The organism is Candidatus Nitrospira salsa (genome assembly GCF_965152625.1).
In genome coordinates, this window is record NZ_CBCUCO010000002.1 from 1,488,028 (window position 1) to 1,513,824 (window position 25,797).

The following is a 25,797-nucleotide window of genomic DNA, read 5'->3' on the forward strand; positions in this document are numbered from 1 at the left end:
AAATAAAAATTCTACATACAATTAATTCCAGTAAGGATCATATCCATAGTATTTATGAATGCTCTGCCCCCACGTGACATCGGCCATGTCTGGCCAATTATCTTTATCAAAACCCGGAGCTTTCTCTAATATTTCTTTTGATACATCTAGTACAAACACTTTTTCTTCTTGGACAACCTGGAACGCCTGCCAAGGTATGGCAAACAATTTGTCCCCCATACCTAAAAACCCACCAAATGACAGAACGGCATATGCGATTTTACCTTCCGAAAGATCAATCATTAAACTTTTAATTTCCCCAAGATCTTCTTTGGACATGTTTTGTACCGTCGTTCCCGTGATTGAATCTGCCGATAATACCGCACGAATTTGAGTAGTCATCGCTTGCTCCTTAGTTAGATATTAAAAATACAATTTCATATCAACAAATATCACGACTCCAGGGAACTGATAACTATCAGATACCCTGGCTTCTGCATAAGAAATACCTCTCCTCGTTCAATCCTGAAGAGAAGAATAGAAAGATATTTGTGTATCACCTCTCCAGGAGGTCCACGGCCATTTCCAGCACTCACGTGAATTTCCTTTTCATAATACATAGTGTAAAAGCTGTATCGAGTTACACAGTGGGAACGGCAGACAAAAGAGATTGGACTGGAAGACCTGTGTCCTGCCCCGCACTTGAAACCTTTGAACCGAATGCGACGCAGATGGATCGATTAATTCTGCTGGCTGTAGAAATCTGAGAGTGAATGCGCGACATCGTGCCGCATCACGTCGGAAATAAGGTTAAAGCGTGGAACATTGCCGCGCAGACCAATCAGTGTATGCATCTTGACGGCCGCCTTGGTGCTGCGAAACGGTGCCCACGGAAACAGCACCAGGCACAGGTCGATTGTTATGGTGTCCAGGACAAAAACCGTGTGCGACATATCCAGACCGAAATTTTCCCTCTCATACAGGGTGCGTGCCTGGGGGATCAAGCGCTGGGCAAAGGCGGCATAGATCCGCCAGTCTCTGCGCTCGTTGGCATCGGCCAGCGTGGCACGTTTCACTGGCAAGCGAATATCCATGTAGTACAGCTTAGCCGTTTCGCCGAGAGTCTGGCTTCGATGTCGAGCAAGCTTTCGCGATACGTCAACGGTGCAAATGACAAGGTACTGAAGTGTTCAATGCAAGGCAGCATACGACCTCGGTGATTGTCACGATAGCGTGCGATGATTCTCGTCAAGGCGGTCCAGGGCAGACAATCCATCAACAGCGCAGACAAGGTCTTGCCGACATACATGACAAATTTCCCGCTAAAGACCTAGGTAACAATGGTCAGAAAAGGGAGCTTGAGTTCAAGTCGACACCACCTAAATTGTTCAAAATCTTTAAATTGTTCATTCGTGTATACCGCAACGCGTCTCAGTGGATCGGAAAGCAGGGATATTTCCTAAATTTCAGAGTCCAGGGTTCCAGACAGACCTCACAGGGGTTTCAGCCAGTGGTTTCTCACAGGGGGTTAGGTAAATTAGCACTAATGGTTGTGCAACAATCACTATATTTCATTTACTCAAACCTTTAAGTAAAGGAGGTAAACATAATGTTTACTCAAGACCTATGGGCTAGATCACTTATGCTAGCAGGCATACCGCTATTAGCCTTGCCACTCATCGCGCAAGCAGGTTCGTCCAGAGATCACTCAGATCGCGGTGGATCTCAGAGCTCGTATTCCCAAGAAAAAGAAAAAGTTGTACGGGGAGAATTTATGCGTAAGGATGGAGATCAAATCACCATACGGTCGCGGGACGGCCGTAAAACTTCTTTTAGAATCAATAATCAGACAAACCAACTGTGCCCAAACAGTTCAAGTTCCCAATCGGGACAGTCATCTCAAGGATCTTCGATGAGTCAAGGATCTCCGATGTCTTCATCAGGGAGCAGCGGGCAAAGCTCGTCAGAGGATTCTGAAAAGCAAGGATTTACGTTTGGAGATTGCAATTTCCAGAATGGAGATTCTATCAAAGCTAAAATTAATCAAGAGGGTAATGCCACCTATGTACGATCGATGGGATATCGCGGCGAAGATGATCGTTTCGAGGCAGGCCGATCGGGAGAAGATTATTTTGTGTTGCCCGCGGGTCAATTAGGCGGCCTGGATATTTCCGATAAAGATGCAAAATACACCGTCAAAACAAAAAATGGACAGGAAGTTGGTCATATTTACCGACTTGTGAATAACAACCAAGGTGAGCCTTCTTATGCCATCGTTCGAAAGACTGACGGGCAACTCATCTCAGTGCCTTGGCAGGCCATGGAAGGTCAGGGAAATAAAACATTTAAGCTCAATGTGTCAAAGACACAATTAGGCGATCTTCCAATCCTAGAAGAAGGGGATGACACCGCTCAACACGTAGAGCAACATTGGAACTTAAATGAAGATTTTTACGAGGATCGTGAGCAGGCTTATAGAGCCACTCTTTCCCCCGGGGATCGCGGAGAATCTCGAGATCGACGAGGACAAGAATCTGCCTATAATTATGACGATCAACGCGCCTATCGAGGATGGTTTGCTGGCCAAGACAGAATTCAGGATAAACACATGAATCAGCCGGAACGCTATCGCGGCACGGCTCGTGAATTTCGTCAACGTTCATGGTCTGATCGTTACTCCCCTCAAGGACGTACAAATCAATCACGAGATCGAAGAGATCGGGGGCAGGGATCTGAATCCGCGTATAAGTATGAAGATCAAGAGGCATTTAAAGGACATCATGCCGGCCAAGACAGGATTCGAGATCGTCACATGAACCAGCCAGAACGCTATCGCTCCTCTGATCGTGATTCTCGAGATCGGTATTCAGACGAATCACGGAATCAAAGAAGTCAACGATCCATGTACTCTCAAAGTCGAGATCGGAATGACGATGATTCTGGTAACACGTATGAACGCTACCGGGAACGCCGTTCTTCAGATGATGATAGAAGTTACGATTCGAGACCAAGTCGTTATCGGCCGTAATTATAAACACGCGTTGGCCTCTAAGCCTGCAAGGCTTAGAGGCCAATCCAAAGAAGAAAGAAATTTGATGAGTATTTTTTTGATGGCGACAGCAACATGTTTATTTTTTTCTGTCCAAGGGGCTTCAACTTTTGGGATGGGTTCTGACTTGAATCGACAAAATCAGGTATCTCAAGAATCCTCGAAAATAAATACACAACAAGGGATGGGGTCATCGATAGATACGGAACCTTTATCAAGCACCTCTAAAAAAAATGAATTAGAGCGAGAAAGAAAATTAAGACCTGGTGATGCAGGCAAAAATGGCGTGACGTCAGTCTTCGGTGGTCACAGAACAGGATCGGCAGCAACACGAAATAGTGGTCTGAACAACAAACGAATCCAATAAAAGTCTACACTTCGATATTTTGAAACCTAACTTTCTATACCAACAGGTCTTTAATTCGACCTATCCATTCTCTTAAGACCGATTCCCCAACCCCTCTTTTTCTTCTCATTCTCGTGAATCATCACAGGCGTTCCATCATTTCATTCTATAAGTAAGATTTTTCAGAAAAGACTGCAATTTTTACTTTCCATCATTCTTATGAACCTACTTGCGTAGTATAGCCAGATTGTAAATACAGACGAATGAGCCTTTGCTAGGGATAATCTTTGCGGAAACAAGGGTTGCTGCTAGGATAATCTCTTCAGAGATCTCCCTATAGTACAGAACAGACAATCGTAGCGGATAACCATAACATTCGAACGGAGGATTATCATGATGAGAACGCATCGTTTTAACAGCAGTTGGATTAGTGTATTACTTGCCTTTATCTTAATGGGAGGAGGCGTGGCCTGGGCTCTCGATCAGCAAAACCGCATGTCCAATGATAAGGCTGCACCTGCGTCAGATCTACTGTTAAATGCCAATACCCTTATTGGCAATACCGTTATCGACAAATCAGGCAAAGAAATGGGGACGGTTAAAGATTTTCTCATCGATCAGAAATCAGGACAAATTGCGTACATCATTCTTGCATACGGAGGAACATTCGGTGGCAACATAGGAATCAATCAGGAAAATTATTCTATACCTTGGAAAAATGTCACACTGACACGTAACAAAGAAGACCAAAGCATGATTGTTGAGGTGGCTGAAGCGCCTATCGGTGAATCACAAGGAACACAATCCGCCTCTGCAAGCCCCAAAGATCAAGAACAGTTTAATGCTAATACTATGGAGACGATAGAAGGAACAATCCAGAATGTGAAACATGAAATGCTCAATGGAATGCAGGTTATGACCGTCGACGTAAAAACTGCCTCGGCACAGGAACACGTTCGTCTTGCTCCAAATGACTATTTACAAAAGCAAGGAATGGAAGTGGAACAAGGCGACGCAGTCAAGATCAATGGATCACGGGTGACTCGTGATGGCAATCACCTCCTGTTAGCCTCTCAGATCACGACCAAAAAGAATGGAAAAGCCTTAGAATTACGACAAGACGACGGCACACCCAAATGGAACCAAGAAGAGAGTATTAACGCTCAAAGTCAATCTCGTCATTGATGCGACAATCACCTGAGGACCTGCATGAAGAGGACTAAGGCTCTGTTTCCTCTTCATGTAGGCCTTAACCTACCTACCGATTCGGGTTGTACCCTACTATTATTCCGAAAAATTTCATCGTTTCTAAAAAAGTATCACGACTAGGGTTATTGCCAGTTTTCTACTGTCATTAATCATGATATTACACTGAAAATTACAAGATAGAGGAGTCAATGCTCCGTTCAAAACTTCCATGAAAAAGTTGCGATACTTAACATTGAAATAGCCGTCATGTAAGTGCTCCCGAAATACAGCAAGACTGAGAATAAAATTTTTCTTATGTATATTATTATCTGATGTTAAGGAGGGCTTGATGATGAGTAATGATTTTCATGAAAAAAGAATTAATACAAACCGCTCGCGAATACGATATACCAGCGAACCATCTTATACGTTAGAAGCATCGCTTGACGAAGAATGGGAAAGACAAAAAAATCAACATCAAAAACATGTTCGCATATCAAATCCGGCACATGCCATTTCCCAAAATTATAAAAGTAAACTAAACGCTCAGACGTAAAACGTTGGGTACAAAACGTCATGCTGAGATGACAAGAAACTGTACTCAGGATGGACCCCAGTTCCCAAAAATTCAGCACCAAATATTTTGGTGATAGTGAAGCGACAGAGGGACAAGGTCTGGGTCTGAGTGGCGCGTAAGCCTCTCAAATTGATAATGCATACTTCGGCCTTACATCATAGATGGCTAGTATTATCTGCATTGCGAGCAGATAATGATCCATTCCACTCTCTGTTAATTAAAAAATTTCTTCTCTCTTGAACTCACGGCCATACACTTTTCCCATAGCTCGCCTATTGACTAACGCATAATCATTCTCACGTCATTAATCTTCCACATTCTATTCTTGACAAACGTTATCTCTTAGGAATGATGATGGCTCCTGTCGAAATTCCATCAAGCACAAACTCGCGAAGTCATGCGGCCCAGCTTGACATTTGTGAATGTCTACGCAGATATCTTTTGCTCCAAGGGTTTTATACAGTTTCGTATCCCGTTAAATCTGGTCATACTTATTAAAATTTCCCAAATACAACCAGACAGGAGGTTCAACGTTGTCACACATTTACAAAATCATTGAATTGACGGGAAGCTCTCGGAATTCCATGGAGGACGCTATTAATCAAGCCATTGGAAAGGCTTCAGACACTGTCCGGCATATGCGATGGTTTCACGTCACGGAGACACGTGGAGATATTGAGGACAACAAAGTCGCCCATTGGCAGGTGACAATAAAGGTGGGCTTTACGCTCGATGAGTAAAAATTATAGACCCACAATGATTGTGATATCACACTATTGTATGGAACTCACATGGAACAACGTTTATTACACCGAAACGTCCTTGTGTTAGTCGAACAACTTTATGAAGACTTAGAACTGTGGTATCCCGTGCTGAGGTTGCGAGAAGAAGGCGCCACCGTACTCATCGCTGGTGCGGGGACGTCAACGTATCACGGAAAACATGGCTATCCAGTCACGGCAGATATGAGAATTGAAGATGTTCAAGTAAAAGATTTTGATGCCGTGATTATTCCTGGTGGATATGCTCCAGATCATCTGCGTCGAAATCCTTTAACTCTTTCATTGGTACGAGAAATGATGGAACAGGAGAAAGTTATCGGGACGATTTGCCACGCGGCATGGGTCGCGATCTCCGCAGGGATTGTGAAGGATAAACAGATGACTTGCTTTCATTCCATTAAAGACGACCTTATCAATGCTGGCGCCCAATATAGCGATACCGAAGTGATTCGAGATGGCTTTCTTATTTCATCTCGTCAACCCTCAGATCTTGGTATGTTTTGTCGAGAAATTATTGAAGTTCTCTCTGAAAAAACGACGACCAAACCATGACGAGCCTATCATAACGACCGAAGGTCGATCGCAGAGAGAGAAGAAATCGTAGGAAAAATTATTATACGTTTGGACTTGCGGCAAACTCGTTGCCGTATATCGCAGATGAGGCTTCTGTATGACTAAAGATCCCGCCTACAAGAAGCAAGAGAACAATCGAGGAAAAGCATTTCAAGATTACTGGCCTCTCGCATCTTTGATTTTGATTGCAGCCGCAGCAGGATTTGCCTTAACTCTGCACACGCAGGGCGGTCTCATGAGTTGGATGCATTATTTCATGGGCATTTTTCTCTGCTGTTTTGCGATGTTGAAAATATTTAATCTTTCAGCGTTTGCTGATGGATTTCAAATGTATGATCTTATTGCGACGCGAAGCCGTACCTATGCTTACATCTATCCATTTATCGAACTGGGATTAGGATTGAGTTTTCTCGCTTTTTTTGCGCCAGCACTGACTTATATCGCGACGATCATTATCATGATCATTGGGACTATTGGTGTGATCTCTGCACTACGACAAGATCTGGATATTAATTGTCCATGTATGGGTTCTGTTCTTGAAGTCCCTTTATCCACGGTGACTCTGACCGAAGATGTCGGGATGGGAGTCATGGCGGCCATCATGTTGGTGACAACAACGAACATCCTATAATCATTATTTCAATAGGAGAATAATATTGCCAAGAACATCTATGCGTTAACTGAACAGCATACAATCGTTATTTTAAAACAAGATAGAGGGCCCCTCCGATATACAGCAATAAGATAGTGAAACTTTCAAATCCAATATTCGCAATCCCATGCTGCTCTCTCCGAATCAATCCCATAAGAAGAATACTCGTCATAATGATCGTTAGTCCCATAAGGAAAATTTGATCAGGAGTGATCGCATGATAAATAGACCCAGAATGATAGGCGACATCAGAAACGGCAACAAGAAGTGAATCAAATGCATTGCCACCGAGAATCCCTCCAATTGCCAACGTGAGCGCCCCCTGCCGGACCGCGACAAGGGTCGTAACTAATTCTGGAAAAGATGTGGCAACCGAAGTGAATAGTGCACCAACTACGGTTTCAGACAAACCTGTATTCTGAGACAAGGCAATCCCTGATTTGGTAATAAACCACCCTCCAAATCCAACGATGATCGCAGTTGGAATGAATTGGGTCCACAATCGCCAGAGAGGAATATGCTGGTCTCTCAAATTATCAATCTGGTCTTCACGGGTTTCCGATGTTTGGTGAGGTCGCCACATCGGATTGGCTTGAACTTGAAAGACAAGGTAAAGTCCGTATGTATATACTCCAAACATGAGTGGGGTCATAGGATGAATAGTGAACTGCTGAAAATTGGGCATCATGGCTGCCAGAACCGGGAAGGCTATCAATACAATAGCGAGGGTGCCTTGCATGACATTAGCTATTGATGCTGCTGCATGTTCAAGATTGGCTCTTCGATACGTCAAGTCTGCCATGACCAAAAACACTGTTTGTGCGGCTACGCCGCCTAGGGCATTACTCACGGCAAGTTGAGCATGCCCTTGCCTTGCTGCCGTGATTGTCGCACTGATTTCAGGGAGAGAAGTCATCGCGCCAAGAAGAAAAGCTCCTGTTAACGCTTCTCCTAAGCCTGTCCGATCGGCAAGACGATCAGCCAATATCGTTAATCGGTACCCAACGATCGCAATAACAACAGCGGAAATCACAAAAACTACAATACAGGTCGAAAGGCTCCATCGAGTAGAGTCAGTCACCAAAGAGAATATATCCATGCAGAAAGATTTCAGTCGTCTACGTCATCGAAAAAAATGTAGATGTTTCACTCGCATCATCCGTGTATCTGAGACCATTTGAAATGGCTTCCCCAACGAAATTACTATACGAAAGATGTACGACGTTGAAACCTCCTATAAACCCTGGATAGGTTGTTCGCACGTTTTGTTGATATCGTGTGCAGGCATGAGAGAGATTTTCCCTGCCGTAAATGGGAACAACCAGGTGGGCTGAATGTTCAACAACCATTCACATTATTACGGAACGGGTTTCGATAAGACTTTTTCTCGATGAGACGTTCACTTGGCTTGTACGTGACGTAGTACCACAACCATTCGATCGTGACGCGAACACGATCAAACCCAATGAGATAAAAAATATGAACAACCGACCAAAGTAACCAGGCGCCGAGACCGGAAAATTTTCTTCCTTTGATCTCCGCAACCGCTCTGGCTCGCCCTAATGTCGCCATCTTCCCTCTGTCTTGATACTGGAAGATTTCACGTTGTTCAGATGGAATACGATGCGTAATAATATTGGCGACATAACGACCTTGTTGCATGGCGACAGCCGCCAAGGCCGGAAGAGGATGTCCATTGTGACTAGAACAAGAAGCCGCATCACCGATGATGAACACCCATGGATACCAAGAAAGGGAAAGGTCCTTTTCTACATACACTCTCCCCATTGGATCTAACGGTGCGTCAAGGGTTTTCATTAAGGGAGAGGCCTCATTTCCGGCCGCCCAAATCACATTTGCTGACTCAATACGGTGCGTGCCAACCGTCACGACCTTGTCAGATATGTCAGTGACTTGGGAACCCAACTGCACCTCGACGCCTAGTTGTTCTAAAGACATTTTGGCATAGTGAGACAATTCTTCGGGAAAATCATCTAACAATCGAGTGTGCATCTCAACAAGGATAATGGAAATTTTTTGGTCCTTGAGTGAAGGAAAATCTGGTCTAATACTGTACTGAGCTATCTCGGCTATGGCCCCGGCGAGTTCGACACCCGTCGGTCCACCCCCGACAATGACAAATGTCAGATACGGCGTCACTTCGGGGCTAGGAGCCAAACGATCGGCTTGTTCAAACGCAAGGACAATACGGTCACGAATGCGCAGAGCATCGGATAAGGTTTTGAGGCTCCACGCATATTGACGCCACTCTGGATGACCGAAATAGGAAGGCTGAGAACCCGGAGCAAGAACTATTGAATCGAAGATAATTCTTTCATTCGTCAATTCCACGACATGATGGTCACAATCAACTGATATCACCTCGTCCATGATGATTCTTACATTTGATTGAGCACGACAAATTTCTCGAAGTGGAGTCGCAATATTTCCACGGGAAAGAGCTGCAACCGCCACTTGATACAGGAGTGGCTGAAATACATGGTGATTGGTGACATCAATTAAGGTGATATGAACGGATGCTCCGCGAAGAGCTCGCACAACCGATAGGCCACCAAAACCTCCACCTACCACAACGACATTTAACGGCTTCATAACAAATTTCGCTCTCCACAGTTGCTCTACTTCATAAATAATTTAGCCTTGCACAATAATAAACCGTCCGATGTTCAAGATTCACAGTAATGATTGAAGACTAACAGGAAATAGGCAGAAGGTCTTGTTGGAACAAGGGAATTGAAGATTTCGTATCCCCCGAGGCAGACGGTTAGGAACATTAAGAAGATAGGAGTCGATAGCAGCCCTGTGCAAACCCTTACGGGTTCACACAGGATCAGGTAGCAGACAAGCTTAGCGACAACGTTTTCTCGAACTTGAAGAAATAGTACTTTCTTACTGAGGACAACCAGAATTTTTTTTGGTATTTCAGAATTATTATTCTTTACTTTGCACTAAAATTGCCACACGTGCACTCCCACCACCCGTCTGAACATTCAAAAACGTCATACCTTGTCTTGCTGAATCAGGTACGGTCACTTCTACATGTTTCGCATCAACATAGGTCATCTCTTTTCCTTCTTGACTCCCAATGGTCACGTGATGCAAACATTCTTTGCTTTTCCCGAAATCACCGGTGACAACAATTTTGTCACCCGGCTTTACTTCATCGGGTTCAACCGTCTTGATCACAGGACGCCGACTTGAATCACAAATCGGATCATCTTTGACCTTCTGTTCATTAAACCCCTTGATCGCTTCTGGAGTTGCCGTCTCTCCTGTAGGAGTTTGAGCGGATGCATAGTCAACAAAAATGAAATTTGTAAAAAGAAGAGCCGTTGCGAGCAATGAAAATAAATTCATCATGACAAGATTCCTCAAAGACAGGGTGAATAATGGCACTTGAATGTTGGAAGGATCACGGGAATAAATTACTTCATGAAACTCAGGTATCCGTAAGCTTAATCATTGTAGACATCTTCTAACCTGAAATCTACTCATTCACGATCTCAATGAAATCACAACTAGATCTGTGGGTCAATCCCATGATCTGTTGCCTGGCGTGAATGCCAAAAGTCACAAATTTCTGAGGAACCGATGAAATGCCTAAAATAGTAAGGAAAAGGTTGTGCCTAAACGGAAGGGCAGATCAGCCAGAATCAATCCTTATAACACTAACGTCTGGACGATACATGTATATAGCCAGCAATGGTGGGTTAATTGCCTACAAAGCGATGGAAATCGATAAACAATAGCCTCACTGTTCGCTCGCAAGCCCATTTACCACAACGTTTGACTAGACGGAAACACAACTGGGGACATCATTGCCCTGACTTGTCGGCTTCCTGAGTTGAACCCGCACCGATACTGTTCAACCCGGCTTGTGCACAGGCAACATCAAGATGACCCCCAGGGGCTCCCCCCACTCCAATGCCACCCACAACTTCACCACCTAACACAATAGGCAGACCACCAGCCAAAAGAAGCATATGTTCATTCATGTGCTGAAGACCTTGAAGTGCCGGCATCTTAGCCACTAATCCGGCTAACTTTTCGGTCGGCTGCCTCAGACTGGCTGAGGAGTAGGCTTTCTTGCGACTGCTTTCGAGAGTATGTGTGCCAGCTCCGTCTTGCCTCAACACCGCACGAATATTTCCTCCTCGGTCAACCACGGTGACACTCACTCGATACCCATCGGCCAAACATTTATCGACAGTGGCATGAGCCGCCTTTGTCGCCAAAGAAAGCGGTAACACACTCTCACGAGGCAACTCCCCTGCCCACCCATTTGACGTGACCAGACCAACTAAACAGCAAGTGAGAAGACTACGCTTTGCGCAAAACAGGTATGAGGTAACACGCTGACTCTCCATTCCGTTCACCTTTTTCCTCCCTATATCAAAAGTTATGGTTTTTTAGTATCTTTTAGATTTCACTTTCAGCTTTCAGAATCGCGTGCAGCGGCTGACTCTAAAATACTGACAATTTCTTGGAATCCCTTTTGTCTGGCATGAAGCAACGGCGTCACTCCGTCATGATCAGCAATATGGATATCAGCTCCTGCATCGACTAATGATTGGACAATTTTTTGATGGCGGGGGCCACCTTGACTCAACACGATCGCTTCTAAAAGCGCAGTCCATCCTAAATTGTTCACATGATCAATATCAACTTCAGTCTTCAATAAGATCTGCACGACTTCGAGATGTCCTCGTTCACAGGCTGGAATCAACGGTGTTCCGCCAAAACGATTGTAGACACTAAAATCGGGATTTGCGTCTAAGATGAGCGTTAAAATCTCAAGTGTACCTTCAGCCCCGGCTAATAATAACGGACTATCCATCTGGGAATCTTGCGCATTGACATCGGCACCAGCTTCAATCAAGAGGCGAGCAATCTCAAGAGAGTTATTGGCCACCGCCGCCAGTAACGCCGTACGTCCCTCGGCATCTCGACTCTCCATATTGGCCCCGCGTTTCAACAATTGCTTGACCAAGGCAAGATCATGTTGAACAACAGCTTCAATCAAGAGCTGCTCTCGTTCATTGATCGGCATATCGGGTTTTGCAAACAACCCCATAGTTCCTAGGAGTATTGCGATACTCAACAGAAGCCTTATCAAGCTTTGAATTGCCAATCGTCTCCTTTGCCGTCACCGATCAATCATGACCGTCGCGGAATTGCAACCCTACATTCACTATTTGTCAGGATGCACGACAGACAAAAAACTCAACATTGGGAATAGTCTAAACATTCACACACTCAGTACCCGATAAACTCTTCAGTCCGAATATCATGTTCACGAACCCCAGCCTTGACCAACATAGACCGAAATCCACTGACCATGGTAGATGGGCCGACGACATAATAAATAGGGCTATCGATACCCTGCAAATGTCTCATCAACATTGCCTGATCGACGTACCCGGTTTCCCCTGTCCAGGAAACATGAGAGTGTTCGGGTTGAGTCATGGTGCCGACAAGGGTGAAGTTGGGAAGCTTCCCTTGAAGATCTTGGAGTTCATGAAGAAAAGGGGCATCTTCCGAACGACGGTTTGAGTAGAAAAGCGTGAAACGATGAGGAAGACTCTGAGCTGCAGCATCGACAAGCATACTCCGAAACGGTGTAATCCCAATGCCACCAGCAAGAAACACTAACGGCCTCGCAGCATTTTCAGGCAAGGTCAACTGGCCAAATGGACCTTCAATCTTGACCGTCGTTTCCAGAGGCATGTTCATCAGCACTCGTTTAAAGAGGGTATCACGCAAACGGGTCACCACCATGAGACGATTTTCTGTCGGTGCACTCGCGATCGTCAATGTTCGGCTATCACCATCTGAGGTAGTTTCAGGAGAGTCAAGAAGCGTGACGTCGATGAATTGCCCAGCATTGAAGGTAAAGTCAGCTGGTCGTTCAAAATAAAAGGCCATCGTCTTATGTGCCACTTCACGACTTGCGATTAATCTGACTTGATAGATTTCCGGTCCGGTCACGGTTCGGTTTACTCTATGATTCATATATACGATTTCATTCATTTTTCCATCTCCCTTGTCCAACCACCAGGCCGTACGATAATAATCATTTCATCAACCATAGCGAATCCAAATAATTTTCAGATGAATGAGGAACGGTTGCCTAGGCGACGATCGTGGTATATCCCGAGTATCGCTGAAGGACAGCAAATGTTGAACTCTGCTTTCCCTTTGGCGTGTTGACTGATTGTACAAGTTGGCGCTTGATCGTTTCGGTAGAACTGAATCGGCTATAGAAAATAACGATGCGATAATCAGCGATTCTGCCTTCGTGGTTTATCGAACGCTCACTCATATCAGATTGCTACCAATTCTAACCGTTCTATTTATTTTGCAGAGTGAGTAAAAGAATTACAAACAAAAAATAGAATACCGAGACTTCCAGCAGGCCTGAGAAAATCCACTTTCAATATATTCACATCAACATAAAATTTAGAAAATTATGTATTGTGACAATGGCAAACGTTCCCTTTTCAGATCTTTGAATCATTCACTCACAGATAGCGTTCAATTCCTGATTGTGGAGGATAGACGTCATTGAGCAGACCCTACATCGAGTGAACGAGCTGAAATTGAGAGGATACACTTAGCCAGGCACATAGCATGATAGAGTAGAACTTCATGAACGTAGATACCGTGAAAAGACTGTGTCCAAGTAAGGACTTTATACTAAGTCACGTGACTCGTGAATCTGTCAGCAGAGGGATAGGAGGAGAGATGCAAGAGCGCCACCCAAGACCATGATGCACGTGGCATTATTTCAATGAAAGGTGGGTGGAAGCGTGATGAGACAGTGACGAATTTTGTTTGTACACATTAAAGACATTGACGGTCGCAAGCCTCTCTCTCAGGCTAGAGAACATAGATGACGTCTGTTTCGTCTGCTCTCTTGAATAATACAGATTTATCCACACCATCAAAATAACAGCACCGATAACAAATAAATCATAGATAGGATTCATGTTTCACCTCGCATGCCATAGAAGAAATGCAAGGTATATTCCTTTCACACGTTACCGTCAGAAGATAAAGACAACACAGCCTGCAACATATTGAAATTTAACAAGTTTCAAAGGAATACTTCATTTATCGATATAAATTTAGCAGACGTCATTAATCAGTCATTCACGATTTCGTGTGATTTCGCACATCTCATGACGAGCGATATTACACGTTCGACTCGCTAACCTCTCATATCTGATGATCCAAATCACCCCAACCGTCATTTCATCGGCTGCAGAATCATACTTTTCAGTGAGGGAAGTATCCTGAAAGAGGGCGGCAAAATTCGCCGCAGCCCTGAGACCAGCAATCACGGATGCCACGGTATAGGCGTGCAGGGCGTAACGCTCTTCCCAAAGATCATAGGACGGTAAGAGTAAAAGTGTTTGTGGGTCTCGGTAACGAACTGAAAAGTCAGCCGCTTTATTAATAAGCGTATTGTAGAGAGCCGAATAAATTCAACGTCTCTCAAGCTTTGGTAATGAATCCATAGCGCCCAAAGGGTCAACACGGTTGAATCTTCCTGAATAGGAAGGACCTCTTGTCCAGCGACTAATCAAGAATGCCAATTGCTGGCCAGCGATCCATCCGGATTATAATGCTGGAATAAATAGCCTTCGTCGGATAGCACCCTGGCGCAATAATCAAAATATTTCATACAGACATGCGAATATCCAGCCTTGGCTAACGCGGCAGCGACAAACGCACCATCCCGTCCCCACATATACGAGTACGTATCTTTTCCAAAACGAATAATATCCGAATCAGTGGCAGCAATGATGGCACCGCGGTTATCAATTTGAGTTCTGAGCCTAAGCAGGCTTCGGTGAAACAGATCGGTCAGAGATTTGGGCAAACTTTGGAGTTGGAGCGAGTCTTCCTGTACCCATGTTTTCCAGTATTTCGACGAACGGTTGAGGAGTGCTTCCGGGGTGGTGTTATGGACTTCCAAATTGAGTTCGGCAACTTCGGAATAGGTCTGGCCTGCCGCAATCCAATAGCGGTTGTGGTTCCCTTCGCGGCCAATTCCAACCATATGCTAATGGTGGCATGAGGCGAGCCCCATGCCGCAGCTTCCCCACTCAGTTCTCCATTTTCTATTTCCTTTACAGTCACCAAACTTCCTGAAGTCACTCTTTTTCCACAGGCAAAATGGTTCACTCCCCATTGGTCATGTGCCCAACAGCTGATCAGAAAATACCGGTGCATTTTGTATTGGATGATCGAACAGCTCCGGGGATCAAAATACGCGGTGCCTCCTATGTCGTTCCCATACAGAAAAAAATCATGACTCAAAAAGAGCCGGACTTGACGAGGTTGAGCTTTAAGATTACGTACTTCGATTTTTTTAATGTTGATGTTTAAATCCAAATCCACCACATCCGAGCATCGGAGTTCCAAACCTAAGGACTCATTTTTCAGAACAACTTTTGTCACAAGACTTTCATTTTCATATCGTAAAATTTTTCCCATTCCGGGCCCATCCACGAATACTGTCCATCGACCAAGACCCCGAAGAGGAAAGGATGTCCGCTTCCATGGTTCTCCTGTCCGATAAACGGGAAGTACACGTCCCGGATCTGGTAATCCGAATCAAAATTTAAAAGGAAAGACCCGTTACTAACGGGGTTGTCTTTAGGCATACTGTCCTTTCATCGATAATCCGCTGATACAGTTCTAAATATTTTCTGGCCATGCTGGCGATTGAGAAATGTTCCTCCACGTGGCTGCGGCAGTCACTAGGGTTAATAAGATGGATCGCTTTCACGGCCTCAGCCATGCGATCGATTGAATCCACCACGAACCCCGTTTTTCCATGAAGGATAATTTCAGGTACCGAGCCTTTACGAAAAGCAATGACTGGAGTCCCGCAGGCCATGGATTCAATCAACACAAGCCCAAATGGTTCGTCCCATTGAATAGGAAAGAGTGTCGCTTGTGCATACTGGTACCACAGTTTTTTCTGAGCGCTATCAACTTCTCCGATATAGATGATCTGCTTATCTGAATCCAGAATAGGTTTCATCACCATTTCATAATAATCACTACCAGGAATCAATTGGCCCACGTCTGTCACAAGATCGATTGATTGTTGTAATCCCTTGAAATATTCACGGTCTTTGGCTTTGTTTTGGACATTGCCGGCAAGGATAAGTCGAGAGCCTGTTTTTTTCGCAATCTCGATGGCTGTATCCTGCCCTTTATCTTTCGTGATTCTTCCGATCGAGAATAAATAGTCGTGATGACCTGGACTGCCCTTGAACGGATAGTCGTCTACGTCAATGCCGTGATGAATCACCTTTTGCGCGTTGACTAATCCATGATGCTGCATGATCTGATATTCACTGATCGGGACAAAATATGCCCTGGAAGAAGAAACAAGCGTCTTATTCCATCGCGTGAATCCTGCATAGTCTTCTGCAGCGACATGGAGTGTCATCACAATGGGAACTGGACTTTGACTCATACCTTGAAAAAGATACTCAGCCATATCGGCATCATGTAGGTGAATCACATCAATGTCACCCTTTTGTGCTCGTTGAAGTGACATGACAAGATGTCTGTGCATCTGTTCCTGCTTCAGGGGGGTGTGGTCACTGCAGTACTCACTGAAGCTTTTTTCAATGGTCGTGAACTGTTCTCCAACTACACGGGAATCACCCGAACAGGCAACAATCGAACGATGGCCTAATGAATGCAATCCTTTGTCAATGTTATACACCACGGTTTCGATAGGGGCGTAACCCAAGTCCTGCCTGATGGGACGGTTGAGGGTCGCAACATGGAGTACATTCATTTTGTCCTCGTTTCATGGTGATGAGAGTTTTAAAATTCGGGAAATACGCGCAAACAGCTTCAGGAGAGCGTTACATATACACTGCACGTGTCTTGCAATCTTCTCATAGGATGATACTCGTCCTTATCCAGTTGCTTGTGAACCGTTGCGATAACTAGAGAACTCCTTTCATTATTCATTGCCTCATTCTGCTTGTAAGGGCATTTTTTATCAGATACATAAGGCTCATGAAGTCGTACGGTCACCTTACGCTTGGTTCGGCACACTACTCGTCAGGCGAGTAGCCGGACCTTCCACTGGTAAGGTGATCTGTAAGGAAGTCCCCATGCCTAGTTCGCTTTCGACCGTAATTCGGCCTCCATGCGCCTCAACGACATCCTTCACAATCTTCGTCCCCAGTCCTGTGCCGCCTACTTTTCGGCTGATCGCCTTGTAGGTAATCAGACCAACCCCTCCTTGAAAGGTCCGTTCCCGGCTATCCTCTCTAAACGCAGACGCGTCAACGTTCGGCGCATGCCAGAGGTCAACAAAGCGGAGCACAGCAGCTTGTTTATCCACGTTCCAAAACATGCCCAATTTCCAATTGAGGCTCTCACCGATGGCGCGAAGGATTTCCTGACCTGCGTCCTTCAGCGTGGCAGACTCGGCCAAGACACGCGTCACCGTGTATTGAGCAAGGAGACGCCGTTCTGAGCGTGTGACTTGGGCTAACGCAGCCTTGAGTTCTCTGACTTGTTGCCCACCCATGCGCTCACTGTCTCTGGAACTCATGATGTCCTTGTCTATTTCATGTTCAGATAGCTTCATATTCAGCAGACGCTCTTACTAAGTGTGTCTCTCGCATTTCAAGAGGGTTTAAATTTTGAGAGATGCTTTACGCTCCGCAGCCCTCTCTGACTACCCTGTAATCCTTGCTCTGGACAAACCCGGTTATGTATGAGACGATGATTCACACTGCTTTTGACGACACCCTTTCACCGTGCATCATTCAAGAGTCTAGTTTTCATTCAGTGGTTGGCCGGGAAAGGCCACGTTGAAAAAGGCCACGTTGGGGTCTTGGAACTCCAGGCGCTTCTCTCGGTTCGGAAACGACCGATCCCCGATAGCGAGCAGCTGTTCCTTGTTGAGGAGCAAGTCCCGCTTGTTGCACACTGCCCACTCGTATTCTCGCGTCATTCCCAGCGCATCAACCGGACAGGCTTGAACGCACAACCCACAAAAGAGACAGCGGGTCATATCCATGTCATATGCCTTCGCATATCTCTTGGTCGGCTCGCCTGGGACTTCGGCGCTCACGACCGTGATGACTCGCGATGGACAGACGGCTTCACAGAGGTCGCAGCCCACGCATTTGTCGGTCCCATCCTCATACCGCAGTAAGGCCAGCATGCCCCGATAGTTCTCAGGAAGCAGCCGTTTTTCATGTGGATATTGAAGCGTGATTGGTTTGTAGTGGAGGAGGTGGCGCAGAGTCACTTTCATTCCCATGGCCAGCTCATAGAACGTGATCAACTTGATCCAAGTTTTGAATTCTCCGAGGTACCGGACAAGGACATTAGGCAGTCTCATGAGCAGTCTTTCTCAAGCATAAGCTGGACACGTAGATCGAGAATGCGTGCGACCAGACGTCACACTTCTTGCACTCAAAAGATTAAGAGGCAGAAACGACGCCACTTTTCTCCGGCGAAGGGGGCCGAGAAATCCGATGGGCAAGATACACCGTACACACCAAAGCGACAATGACAAGCACATTCGCTCCTAGATCAAGGAGATATCGGTGGAACACGTGATCGCTTATTTCGTTCGTATGACCGACCTGGGCTCCAGTCGTGAGGATGCGTCGAGTAGAGGCAATTACGCAGATGTACAAGAACGGTTCCAAGGTAATCACTTTAGTCTTAAGAAAATTAATGATGGTGCGAAACAACTCCAAAAGGATAATGACCAACAGGAGATCATGCATCAGCACTAGTGCGGCGGAGATGGCCTGCGAACCAACCGTCATGGCAAAGGCATACCAGGCATGCACAAAGACCACCATGCTGATTATCAGGAAACTAAATCCAGTGGTCAGATACCCCAAGCCATCGAGGGTTTCCATCATGTTGATTGTCATCCCGTTGACCGCCCGATCAAAGATTGCCCAACGGTTGACCGAATTTTTCGTTATGGCTGTAGCTTGCTTCTCCATCAATTCCCTTCTCGAATGAGTTGTTATGTTGGCATACATATCGTTCGCCCTTAATAATGGCTTTTTATTTGCTCATACCTACCCGGGCACTCGTAGGAACTGCACAACCGGACAAGCTTACCCGGGAATCTGAACAAACGCTTGATCATACGATTGCGCTAGTTCCTCCAAGTCATGATTCATGACAAATTGAATTGCAAACCAGTCTGGACCTTTTGCCATCTTCATGGTCTCGATTTGCCTTTTAACGGCTTCCCTTCGCTGTGTCAGGTCATCAAGCGTCGCATTCAAAATAGTCTGGTGTTTTGTGTCCAGTCCTTCTTGTTGAACTTGCATGATAAGTCTTGCGTGTGCGTATCGAAGTTTGTCCATTTTGTCTTTTACGAACATTGAATACTCTGTTCGAGTTTCTTCTGAAGGGGTCGATTCGAAGCTCTCACAGCCCGCGCCCATCATCCAGAAGATACCAACTAACAGATACACGCCCCTAGAACATTTCATGTGTACCTCTCCAGACGGAATTTCAGGCTTAGCTCGCATACTTGGCGAGTGCTTGATCATACGATTGTGTCAATTCTTCCAACGCTTGATTCATGCCAGATTGAAGCGCACTCCAATCTTCCACGTTTGTCGCCTTCAGCTCGTCGATTTGCTTCTGAACTTTTTTGCCTTGGTCTGTCAGATTCTTCAGAGATTTACCCAAGTCCGCCTGGACTTGAGTCCCAGATCTGGCTTGATGAGCTCGATCGACTAGCTTTTCATGATCATCGTTTAGTTGATTTAATTGGTCTTCGACGACCTTCACATACTCATTGCGGTTCTCTTCCAAGGACGCCCGGCTTGTCTCAACGACCTCTTTCGCTCCGGGTTGATGGGTTTCTTCAGCAAACTGAGTATCTTGTGGAGCGTTCGATTCGGAAGTTCCACAACCGACGACCATCATCCATGCGATTCCGATAAGAACATTGACTCCCACAGAATACTTCATATGTTTTTCTCCTAGTTGAATTCATCGAACGTTTTGTGAAATTGCACGGATCATGTTTTAAAGGAGTGGCTCCTCGGCCATCCTTTTCCTAGCTTGATACACCTGAGCCAGTAAGAGCAGTTTTAGGTGCGACTCGTGCTCGGCCCATTATCGGTGTCGGTACCCTCTTACGATGTTCTAGAATGAGTGGGTCCACAACTTCTCCACAATTCAAACAATGAAACACAGGAATCGCAATGATACCCATCTCATCTTCAAGATCCATACAGGTTTCTTTGGTCATCAACCCATGGCAGCGGAAACAATACACAGGTGGCACCTTTCGTCATCACACCATATGGGTGTTGTTTTCATTTTCTATTTAACTAAGAGCCTTAATTCTTCTCAACGCTTCAAGTGTTGTTTAGTCTATAGTGGAATTTGGTGTATCTTCAAAAACTCCCTTTCTCCTCACTTCTTTTAAAAGATGCGTTCGAGAATTTGGATCATTTTTCTCACGACTCAAGACATCTCTCCATGGGTTACTGTCCAAGAAAAATTTCCCTCAGACTGTACGTTCACCATGGAGTCGTGTCTTTGAGTCAATCCTTTAGAAACTCAAATGTGTCTTATTCCGGTCGACATCGACATGTTGACAATTTTGCTCCGCCAACATGAACTGTCCAGCACTTGCGTCCGACGGAATTCGGCCTAGGCAGGCCTTCAGAGTGTCCCGATCACTTTCTACTGCGATTTGAGCACGACTCTGTTCTTGTGCTTTATAAAAATTCTTCATCCTATCTTCGTGATCGTCGGCCGACGAGACGCCTGGCAGTATCAACAGAAAAAACATCAAGGATGCGACGAAAATCGTGCGATTGATAAAGAGATTACGTTTCATGGCAGAACTCCTTTGTTATTAAATGCTGCATGTGTGACGCACACGTTGTGGAAATCACAAAGGTGCGTCCTTTCGAGGTTGAATACAGGGGGACCAATGAGGGCGTTCAATTTCGCCATCGTATGGTGACAAGATTTTCAAAAACAGTGACTTCTCGCCATTTGATTCATCTCGGAAAAGTAACCACACGGCCATACCAATCATAGCGACTAGGCCAGCGACAACAATTTCCGTTTCTAACGCTGAACTGAGTTCCAACATCCTTAGTCCCTTTCTGGGAGTTTCCCTGAGAAACACCAACAATCCGGCTTGAATCTTTTGACTATTTCTTACGACCTAGCAGCAGGTTCAGATCAACTGATCGCGGTCTGAAATCTACTACTCAACAAAGATTCTTCTAAAGTTTAGGATTTGAGGTTTGTGGCATTCTCTCGATAGGTTGCCCATACAGCTGCGGCCCAAAATAGAAACATGATTGCTAACAGCATCTCGAATGGATACATTGGTGCACCTCGATTCTGTGACCATGACGGTCAGGAATGACCTCTTCAGAAACCTGATCTGATGATCAGCGTTACAATCGTGATCGCTGCACGACAGCGATTGTTAAGAAGGAGGATCGGCGTAGAGTGGCGCGGACAGAGGAATCAGACGCGCAGGAAGGAATTAGGAACGCGCGAGGGATAGAAGTGTCAACGTAGGTTCATACGTCATAGAATCACTCTATACCTCATCCAGGCCGGAGTCAACGTGCCTCAAGCCAGTCGAGGTAAAGATGGTGACTCTGTATTACAGAATAAATTTCCACTTCACAGACTACACCAGGGAGTTGCTTCACATATTTCACTATTTTATCTAGCAGTCTTTTCTTTATGACAACTCGCAACCTCCAGAAATTTTCTACAGACTCACATTCGTGTTGATCCCCCCTTGTCTCAAAAATTTTCGACGGTTTTTTGCTCAAGGAAGTCCTACTATCTTTAATGCTCACTCGGTGATAGAGTTACACTCCTTCATCGCATAGGGACTGGCGCTGAAGGATAAAGCGGTGAACAAACAAGGCCCTTACCCGATGTTGTGTTGCCGGGGAATCTACTCGAAAGCCTGACCTCATGTGTTTCAGTATGTACGTCTTGCTCAATCTAGTCGCTTCACCGTTTCCAAACCCAAGACAATGTCATGTTTCAAATGGAGGAACTCCATGAGTTCAAAACTTTATGTTGGTGGGTTGCCGTATTCTTCAACTGGATCAGAGCTTACAGATCTGTTCTCAGCGCATGGAACGGTGGAGTCGGTGAACGTGATCACAGATAAGTTTACTGGTCAGTCCAGAGGCTTCGGTTTTGTGGAAATGAGTACAAAGGAAGAGGCTGAGGCGGCCATTGCGGCGCTGAACTCGACTGAACTAGGAGGCCGAACCCTGACCGTGAATGAAGCGAAACCCCAAACTCCGCGAACTGGAGGGGGCGATTTTGGTGGGGGCGGATTCGACCAAAAACGCCGAAGCCGATTCTAAGAAAATTCATCTCCCATTTCACAACCTGGCTCAAACGGAGAAGCCACCTCGAAGTCGTGGCTTCTCCATCACTGATTTCGTTTTCCTCTCAAAGGCCTTAACCCTAATCTGAACAGAGAAAGTGCGTCGGTCAGATATATGACCACGGACAGAATCTCAGAATTCTAGTCTGACGAATAGACTCTTCATCAGTATCTCTGTGGATCGTATAATCATAGCCCTCAGACGAATTTCCTCAAGGGATTCTCATGGAGAACCCATTGGAGGTTTATGACTTCTTGTTTTCACCTTCTTCGTTTGGAGAAAGGGATCCTATGCAATGAAGAACACGAAGCGATGATGCGATTTTCATAATTCATCACGAGAATGAAATGAAATGGGACAACAAAAAGAGAACAGAATAACACTCACTGAGCATTAGGAAGCAAAAAACCTACATCCAAACGGAAACGTATCAGTCCCAATTCGAAAGTCCTTTGACAGCCTTTGGGACTCACGGATCCAGCACGAAAACCAAAATTCTCTGTTGAGAGATGAAATTTGGCGCTAAGTTTACTGATATCTGACCTTGTGTTTCGAGAGGCAACGCGGACGTGCCAAGCACACGACACGCAATGACCATGGGGCAGAAATACACACGCAAAACGACGTTGTGGAATAAACGGGGTAGAAGCCTGTGTCTGAATTCTTGTATGGGACTAGAAGAAATGATAAGCGAAGGATCGAAGTATTTCGCGATCTAAATGTCGATAAGCAGTCGACTGGCAAGGTCGATCAGACCATGAGGAAAAGTTGCACAAACTTGTATCAAAGTCTCTTATCGATTCAGGAAATATCTACGACTGTCTTGGTTCCAATTCAATAATTCCTTTACGAATGGCGAGAATCGCCGCTTGTGTACGATCATACACATGGAGTTTGTGAAAGATATTTCTAACGTGGTTTTTTACCGTTTTCTCACTGAGATCTAAGACGTTCGCGATTTCTTTGTTTGTTTTTCCATCGGCAACCAGTCGAAGCACGGTAATTTCACGTTCAGTCAGATCGTGTTCAAGAATACCCTTCTTTCGACCTTTCCCTTCAGATAAGAGTGAAAATTCCGCAAGAATTTTACTGGCAACTGAGGGGTGGATGAGTGACTCTCCACTTGAAATCGTCCGAATCGCCGCCACGATTTGCGCTGAGTCACTGTCTTTCAGTAAATAGCCAGTGGCTCCAGCTCGAACAAGATCAAAGATATACTGCTGTTCTTCATACATGGTCAATGCAATAACCCCGATATGAGGAAACTCCCGTTTAATGATGCGTGTGGCCTCCACCCCTGTCATCCCAGGCATACTCACATCCATCAATATGACGTCTGGCAGTAATGAACGAGCCTTTTCAACGGCTTCTCCACCGTCCTGGGCTTCCCCAACAACATCGATATCATCTTTAGTCTCGAGAATGGCACAAAGCCCCTCTCGTACAACACGATGATCGTCCGTAATTAAGACTTTTGTTCTTTTAGCCATGTGCGAGTTTCTCCTTTGATCCTATCGGAATGTGAATCGTCACGCTCGTTCCTTTTCCTAATTGAGACTCCCAATGCACTTTTCCAGACAACATCCTAGCGCGTTCCACCATCCCTTGTAACCCAAAATGATCCCATTTGGCAGGATTGTTGGATTCCAGTTCTATATCAAACCCCGTGCCGTCATCCGTGATCGAAGTGGATAGAAACCCTTTTTTCGCTGTAACATCAACATGCACGTGTGAAGCCTTGGCATGCTTGGCCACATTATGCAAGGCTTCTTGAACCATACGAAACACAAACACCTTGGTCTTTGGATCCAATCGAGAATGCGCACCCGTCGAAGAAAAGGCCGTACCAATTTTGTACTCTGCTTCAAATGACTTCATATAGTTTGAGAGAGACGAAACCAGATCGAGATTATCATAATGACCCGGTCGCAGATTATAGACGACTTCACGTGCTTCTTGAATGGCCCCTTTTAATTGACCTTTTGTTTGATCCAACAACGTCAAACATTTAACCGGTTCTTGTTGAACAAGTTCCCGACAACGTTCAAGCTTGAGATTGGACCCGACTAGCGTTTGCACTAAGCCATCATGAATTTCACATGCAATACGGGTCCGTTCATCATTCACGGCTCCTTCCGATTCTTCTTTCACGTAGAGCTGAAATAGTGACTGATAACGAGTCAACGTTGTTTCAATCTCTGCGGTCGCGCGAATGCGAGCTTCAATCAATTGCCACATAAACTTAGCACTCGATCCACCGATGATCGACAAATGAGGCGCATGAATCCTGAAGAGGGCTTTTTCTACCTCTGGATTTCCAGTGACATCGATCACGAGATCAATCTCTTTACTTTTTAGAAAATCTTTATAATTTTGTGTAACAGGAATCTTCAAACGTTTCGCGAGTCGAATCCCACGTGTTCCGGAACGTGTCTCTGCCAGTCCAACGACTCGCACTAATGGATCTTCTGCAAAAATCTCAATTAAGGCGGTTCCACCTTTTCCACCACCAATGATCGCCACACGTGTGACGGCAATCGTTGCCTTAGGCTTTCTTACCGATTTACCCTTCGGGGATGGCTTCGGTTTGGTTGGTTGTCGAGGCATGGGAGGAGAATTGTGAAGGGAAGAATCTCGAAGATCAAAATTATACGGAGTAACCGAACGTTGCTTAGGCTTCCAAAGAAATCAGAACGGTCCATGATTACATATCGTAACCCTTTCGAAATTATGACACACGCTTTTCTTGCGCAAGAAGTTTGATGGTATCCATGAACTGATCAATATCCTTGAACTCTCGATACACCGACGCAAATCGAACATAGGCAACCGGATCAAGGTCTCGAAGCTCACGAATCACTTCCTCCCCCACATCACGGCTCGGGATTTCTGTTTCGCCTTTATCTTGGATCCGTTTCTCAATACGATCAACCGACGCCCCGAGAGCACTAATACTCACAGGACGCTTCTCGCACGCCTTTTTAAGACCGGAGAGGATTTTCGTACGATCAAAGGGCTCACGTCGATTATCTTTCTTGACCACCATCGGCATGCTCTCTTCGATTCGCTCATAGGTCGTATAGCGGCGGCGGCATGAAAGACATTCCCGGCGACGGCGAATGATTTCGCCTTCTCGTGCTGTACGAGAATCAATCACCTTATCATCGAGCTGGTCACAGAATGGGCACTTCACCCGAACACGGTC

General features: G+C 45.4%; 27 protein-coding genes and 1 pseudogene. 8 read left to right on the forward strand and 20 right to left on the reverse strand.

Annotated elements, in window-relative coordinates; translation table 11 throughout:
• Positions 1-21: 21 nt before the first annotated feature.
• Both ACWQXP_RS08635 and ACWQXP_RS08640 read right to left on the reverse strand, forming a co-directional pair.
• Positions 22-381: a PRC-barrel domain-containing protein gene (locus ACWQXP_RS08635; RefSeq protein ID WP_454062419.1), complete on the reverse strand. Its 360-nt coding sequence runs from the start codon at positions 379-381 to the stop codon at positions 22-24.
• A gap of 377 nt (positions 382-758) precedes the next feature.
• Positions 759-1,288, reverse strand: a pseudogene (locus tag ACWQXP_RS08640) (DUF4372 domain-containing protein); the annotation flags it as partial.
• Between the two features lie 300 nt (positions 1,289-1,588).
• On the opposite strand from ACWQXP_RS08640, the gene ACWQXP_RS08645 reads away from it, so the two are divergent.
• The 7 genes from ACWQXP_RS08645 (at position 1,589) to ACWQXP_RS08675 (ending at position 7,125) form a co-directional block, all read left to right on the forward strand.
• Positions 1,589-3,007: a hypothetical protein gene (locus ACWQXP_RS08645; RefSeq protein WP_454062420.1), complete on the forward strand. Its 1,419-nt coding sequence runs from the start codon at positions 1,589-1,591 to the stop codon at positions 3,005-3,007.
• Positions 3,008-3,074: 67 nt separating this feature from the next.
• Complete coding sequence (locus ACWQXP_RS08650; protein ID WP_454062421.1) at positions 3,075-3,395, forward strand: hypothetical protein; 321 nt, start codon at positions 3,075-3,077, stop codon at positions 3,393-3,395.
• Positions 3,396-3,767: 372 nt separating this feature from the next.
• Entirely contained in the window at positions 3,768-4,559 is a 792-nt protein-coding gene (locus ACWQXP_RS08655) for a PRC-barrel domain-containing protein (RefSeq protein ID WP_454062422.1), read from the forward strand.
• Between the two features lie 352 nt (positions 4,560-4,911).
• Complete coding sequence (locus tag ACWQXP_RS08660) at positions 4,912-5,118, forward strand: hypothetical protein (protein ID WP_454062423.1); 207 nt, start codon at positions 4,912-4,914, stop codon at positions 5,116-5,118.
• Between the two features lie 554 nt (positions 5,119-5,672).
• Positions 5,673-5,879 (forward strand): dodecin, encoded by a 207-nt coding sequence (locus ACWQXP_RS08665; protein ID WP_454062424.1) that lies wholly within the window; start codon positions 5,673-5,675, stop codon positions 5,877-5,879.
• A gap of 51 nt (positions 5,880-5,930) precedes the next feature.
• Entirely contained in the window at positions 5,931-6,473 is a 543-nt protein-coding gene (locus ACWQXP_RS08670) for a type 1 glutamine amidotransferase domain-containing protein (protein ID WP_454062425.1), read from the forward strand.
• A 118-nt stretch (positions 6,474-6,591) separates the two neighbouring features.
• Positions 6,592-7,125: a MauE/DoxX family redox-associated membrane protein gene (locus tag ACWQXP_RS08675; protein WP_454062426.1), complete on the forward strand. Its 534-nt coding sequence runs from the start codon at positions 6,592-6,594 to the stop codon at positions 7,123-7,125.
• Positions 7,126-7,192: 67 nt separating this feature from the next.
• Here ACWQXP_RS08675 and ACWQXP_RS08680 read toward each other — a convergent pair whose 3' ends face one another.
• The 15 genes from ACWQXP_RS08680 to ACWQXP_RS08750 all read right to left on the reverse strand — a co-directional run bounded on the left by ACWQXP_RS08680 (position 7,193) and on the right by ACWQXP_RS08750 (position 21,052).
• Complete coding sequence (locus tag ACWQXP_RS08680) at positions 7,193-8,227, reverse strand: sodium:calcium antiporter (protein ID WP_454062427.1); 1,035 nt, start codon at positions 8,225-8,227, stop codon at positions 7,193-7,195.
• Between the two features lie 257 nt (positions 8,228-8,484).
• Entirely contained in the window at positions 8,485-9,759 is a 1,275-nt protein-coding gene (locus tag ACWQXP_RS08685) for an NAD(P)/FAD-dependent oxidoreductase (protein WP_454062428.1), read from the reverse strand.
• A gap of 339 nt (positions 9,760-10,098) precedes the next feature.
• Positions 10,099-10,527 carry a hypothetical protein gene (locus ACWQXP_RS08690; protein WP_454062429.1) on the reverse strand — a complete coding sequence of 143 codons (429 nt, stop codon included), beginning with the start codon at positions 10,525-10,527 and terminating at the stop codon, positions 10,099-10,101.
• A gap of 455 nt (positions 10,528-10,982) precedes the next feature.
• Positions 10,983-11,534: a GlcG/HbpS family heme-binding protein gene (locus ACWQXP_RS08695; protein ID WP_454062430.1), complete on the reverse strand. Its 552-nt coding sequence runs from the start codon at positions 11,532-11,534 to the stop codon at positions 10,983-10,985.
• A 65-nt stretch (positions 11,535-11,599) separates the two neighbouring features.
• Positions 11,600-12,241 (reverse strand): ankyrin repeat domain-containing protein, encoded by a 642-nt coding sequence (locus tag ACWQXP_RS08700; RefSeq protein WP_454063011.1) that lies wholly within the window; start codon positions 12,239-12,241, stop codon positions 11,600-11,602.
• A gap of 182 nt (positions 12,242-12,423) precedes the next feature.
• Complete coding sequence (locus ACWQXP_RS08705) at positions 12,424-13,197, reverse strand: ferredoxin--NADP reductase (RefSeq protein WP_454062431.1); 774 nt, start codon at positions 13,195-13,197, stop codon at positions 12,424-12,426.
• A 1,118-nt stretch (positions 13,198-14,315) separates the two neighbouring features.
• Positions 14,316-14,654 carry a glycoside hydrolase family 15 protein gene (locus tag ACWQXP_RS08710; RefSeq protein ID WP_454063012.1) on the reverse strand — a complete coding sequence of 113 codons (339 nt, stop codon included), beginning with the start codon at positions 14,652-14,654 and terminating at the stop codon, positions 14,316-14,318.
• 98 nt (positions 14,655-14,752) lie between these two features.
• On the reverse strand, positions 14,753-15,232 hold the full coding sequence (locus ACWQXP_RS08715) for a hypothetical protein (protein ID WP_454062432.1): 480 nt from the start codon (positions 15,230-15,232) through the stop codon (positions 14,753-14,755).
• A gap of 564 nt (positions 15,233-15,796) precedes the next feature.
• Positions 15,797-16,993, reverse strand: a complete 1,197-nt coding sequence (locus ACWQXP_RS08720) for a glycosyltransferase family 4 protein (RefSeq protein WP_454062433.1) — start codon at positions 16,991-16,993, stop codon at positions 15,797-15,799.
• A gap of 246 nt (positions 16,994-17,239) precedes the next feature.
• On the reverse strand, positions 17,240-17,764 hold the full coding sequence (locus tag ACWQXP_RS08725; RefSeq protein WP_454062434.1) for an ATP-binding protein: 525 nt from the start codon (positions 17,762-17,764) through the stop codon (positions 17,240-17,242).
• A 225-nt stretch (positions 17,765-17,989) separates the two neighbouring features.
• Complete coding sequence (nuoI, locus tag ACWQXP_RS08730; RefSeq protein WP_454062435.1) at positions 17,990-18,562, reverse strand: NADH-quinone oxidoreductase subunit NuoI; 573 nt, start codon at positions 18,560-18,562, stop codon at positions 17,990-17,992.
• 82 nt (positions 18,563-18,644) lie between these two features.
• On the reverse strand, positions 18,645-19,184 hold the full coding sequence (locus tag ACWQXP_RS08735; RefSeq protein ID WP_454062436.1) for a phosphate-starvation-inducible PsiE family protein: 540 nt from the start codon (positions 19,182-19,184) through the stop codon (positions 18,645-18,647).
• A 117-nt stretch (positions 19,185-19,301) separates the two neighbouring features.
• Entirely contained in the window at positions 19,302-19,685 is a 384-nt protein-coding gene (locus tag ACWQXP_RS08740; protein ID WP_454062437.1) for a hypothetical protein, read from the reverse strand.
• A gap of 28 nt (positions 19,686-19,713) precedes the next feature.
• Positions 19,714-20,172, reverse strand: a complete 459-nt coding sequence (locus tag ACWQXP_RS08745; protein WP_454062438.1) for a hypothetical protein — start codon at positions 20,170-20,172, stop codon at positions 19,714-19,716.
• A 589-nt stretch (positions 20,173-20,761) separates the two neighbouring features.
• Positions 20,762-21,052 (reverse strand): hypothetical protein, encoded by a 291-nt coding sequence (locus ACWQXP_RS08750; RefSeq protein WP_454062439.1) that lies wholly within the window; start codon positions 21,050-21,052, stop codon positions 20,762-20,764.
• 1,201 nt (positions 21,053-22,253) lie between these two features.
• On the opposite strand from ACWQXP_RS08750, the gene ACWQXP_RS08755 reads away from it, so the two are divergent.
• Entirely contained in the window at positions 22,254-22,568 is a 315-nt protein-coding gene (locus tag ACWQXP_RS08755) for an RNA recognition motif domain-containing protein (RefSeq protein ID WP_454062440.1), read from the forward strand.
• A gap of 836 nt (positions 22,569-23,404) precedes the next feature.
• On the opposite strand, the gene ACWQXP_RS08760 is transcribed toward ACWQXP_RS08755, so the two are convergent.
• The 3 genes from ACWQXP_RS08760 to nrdR form a co-directional block, all read right to left on the reverse strand.
• Complete coding sequence (locus tag ACWQXP_RS08760) at positions 23,405-24,082, reverse strand: response regulator (RefSeq protein ID WP_454062441.1); 678 nt, start codon at positions 24,080-24,082, stop codon at positions 23,405-23,407.
• Complete coding sequence (locus ACWQXP_RS08765) at positions 24,075-25,199, reverse strand: histidine kinase (RefSeq protein WP_454062442.1); 1,125 nt, start codon at positions 25,197-25,199, stop codon at positions 24,075-24,077. Before ACWQXP_RS08765 ends, ACWQXP_RS08760 begins: the two co-directional genes overlap by 8 nt.
• Before the next feature lie 121 nt (positions 25,200-25,320).
• Positions 25,321-25,785 carry a transcriptional regulator NrdR gene (gene nrdR / locus ACWQXP_RS08770; RefSeq protein WP_454062443.1) on the reverse strand — a complete coding sequence of 155 codons (465 nt, stop codon included), beginning with the start codon at positions 25,783-25,785 and terminating at the stop codon, positions 25,321-25,323.
• Positions 25,786-25,797: the final 12 nt, after the last annotated feature.

Excerpts from the sequence above, each read along its gene's own strand:
- ACWQXP_RS08685 (WP_454062428.1), bottom strand. The coding sequence starts at position 9,759 with ATGAAGCCGTTAAATGTCGTTGTGGTAGGTGGAGGTTTTGGTGGCCTA.
- ACWQXP_RS08635 (WP_454062419.1), bottom strand. The coding sequence starts at position 381 with ATGACTACTCAAATTCGTGCGGTATTATCGGCAGATTCAATCACGGGA.
- ACWQXP_RS08690 (WP_454062429.1), bottom strand. The coding sequence starts at position 10,527 with ATGATGAATTTATTTTCATTGCTCGCAACGGCTCTTCTTTTTACAAAT.
- ACWQXP_RS08645 (WP_454062420.1), top strand. The coding sequence starts at position 1,589 with ATGTTTACTCAAGACCTATGGGCTAGATCACTTATGCTAGCAGGCATA.
- nuoI (WP_454062435.1), bottom strand. The coding sequence starts at position 18,562 with ATGAGACTGCCTAATGTCCTTGTCCGGTACCTCGGAGAATTCAAAACT.
- ACWQXP_RS08695 (WP_454062430.1), bottom strand. The coding sequence starts at position 11,534 with ATGGAGAGTCAGCGTGTTACCTCATACCTGTTTTGCGCAAAGCGTAGT.
- ACWQXP_RS08755 (WP_454062440.1), top strand. The coding sequence starts at position 22,254 with ATGAGTTCAAAACTTTATGTTGGTGGGTTGCCGTATTCTTCAACTGGA.
- ACWQXP_RS08650 (WP_454062421.1), top strand. The coding sequence starts at position 3,075 with ATGAGTATTTTTTTGATGGCGACAGCAACATGTTTATTTTTTTCTGTC.
- ACWQXP_RS08720 (WP_454062433.1), bottom strand. The coding sequence starts at position 16,993 with ATGAATGTACTCCATGTTGCGACCCTCAACCGTCCCATCAGGCAGGAC.
- ACWQXP_RS08760 (WP_454062441.1), bottom strand. The coding sequence starts at position 24,082 with ATGGCTAAAAGAACAAAAGTCTTAATTACGGACGATCATCGTGTTGTA.
- ACWQXP_RS08715 (WP_454062432.1), bottom strand. The coding sequence starts at position 15,232 with ATGGTTGGAATTGGCCGCGAAGGGAACCACAACCGCTATTGGATTGCG.
- ACWQXP_RS08705 (WP_454062431.1), bottom strand. The coding sequence starts at position 13,197 with ATGAATGAAATCGTATATATGAATCATAGAGTAAACCGAACCGTGACC.
- ACWQXP_RS08655 (WP_454062422.1), top strand. The coding sequence starts at position 3,768 with ATGATGAGAACGCATCGTTTTAACAGCAGTTGGATTAGTGTATTACTT.
- ACWQXP_RS08745 (WP_454062438.1), bottom strand. The coding sequence starts at position 20,172 with ATGAAGTATTCTGTGGGAGTCAATGTTCTTATCGGAATCGCATGGATG.
- ACWQXP_RS08670 (WP_454062425.1), top strand. The coding sequence starts at position 5,931 with ATGGAACAACGTTTATTACACCGAAACGTCCTTGTGTTAGTCGAACAA.
- ACWQXP_RS08750 (WP_454062439.1), bottom strand. The coding sequence starts at position 21,052 with ATGAAACGTAATCTCTTTATCAATCGCACGATTTTCGTCGCATCCTTG.
- ACWQXP_RS08700 (WP_454063011.1), bottom strand. The coding sequence starts at position 12,241 with ATGGGGTTGTTTGCAAAACCCGATATGCCGATCAATGAACGAGAGCAG.
- ACWQXP_RS08740 (WP_454062437.1), bottom strand. The coding sequence starts at position 19,685 with ATGAAATGTTCTAGGGGCGTGTATCTGTTAGTTGGTATCTTCTGGATG.
- ACWQXP_RS08765 (WP_454062442.1), bottom strand. The coding sequence starts at position 25,199 with ATGCCTCGACAACCAACCAAACCGAAGCCATCCCCGAAGGGTAAATCG.
- ACWQXP_RS08725 (WP_454062434.1), bottom strand. The coding sequence starts at position 17,764 with ATGAGTTCCAGAGACAGTGAGCGCATGGGTGGGCAACAAGTCAGAGAA.
- ACWQXP_RS08735 (WP_454062436.1), bottom strand. The coding sequence starts at position 19,184 with ATGGAGAAGCAAGCTACAGCCATAACGAAAAATTCGGTCAACCGTTGG.
- ACWQXP_RS08660 (WP_454062423.1), top strand. The coding sequence starts at position 4,912 with ATGATGAGTAATGATTTTCATGAAAAAAGAATTAATACAAACCGCTCG.
- ACWQXP_RS08675 (WP_454062426.1), top strand. The coding sequence starts at position 6,592 with ATGACTAAAGATCCCGCCTACAAGAAGCAAGAGAACAATCGAGGAAAA.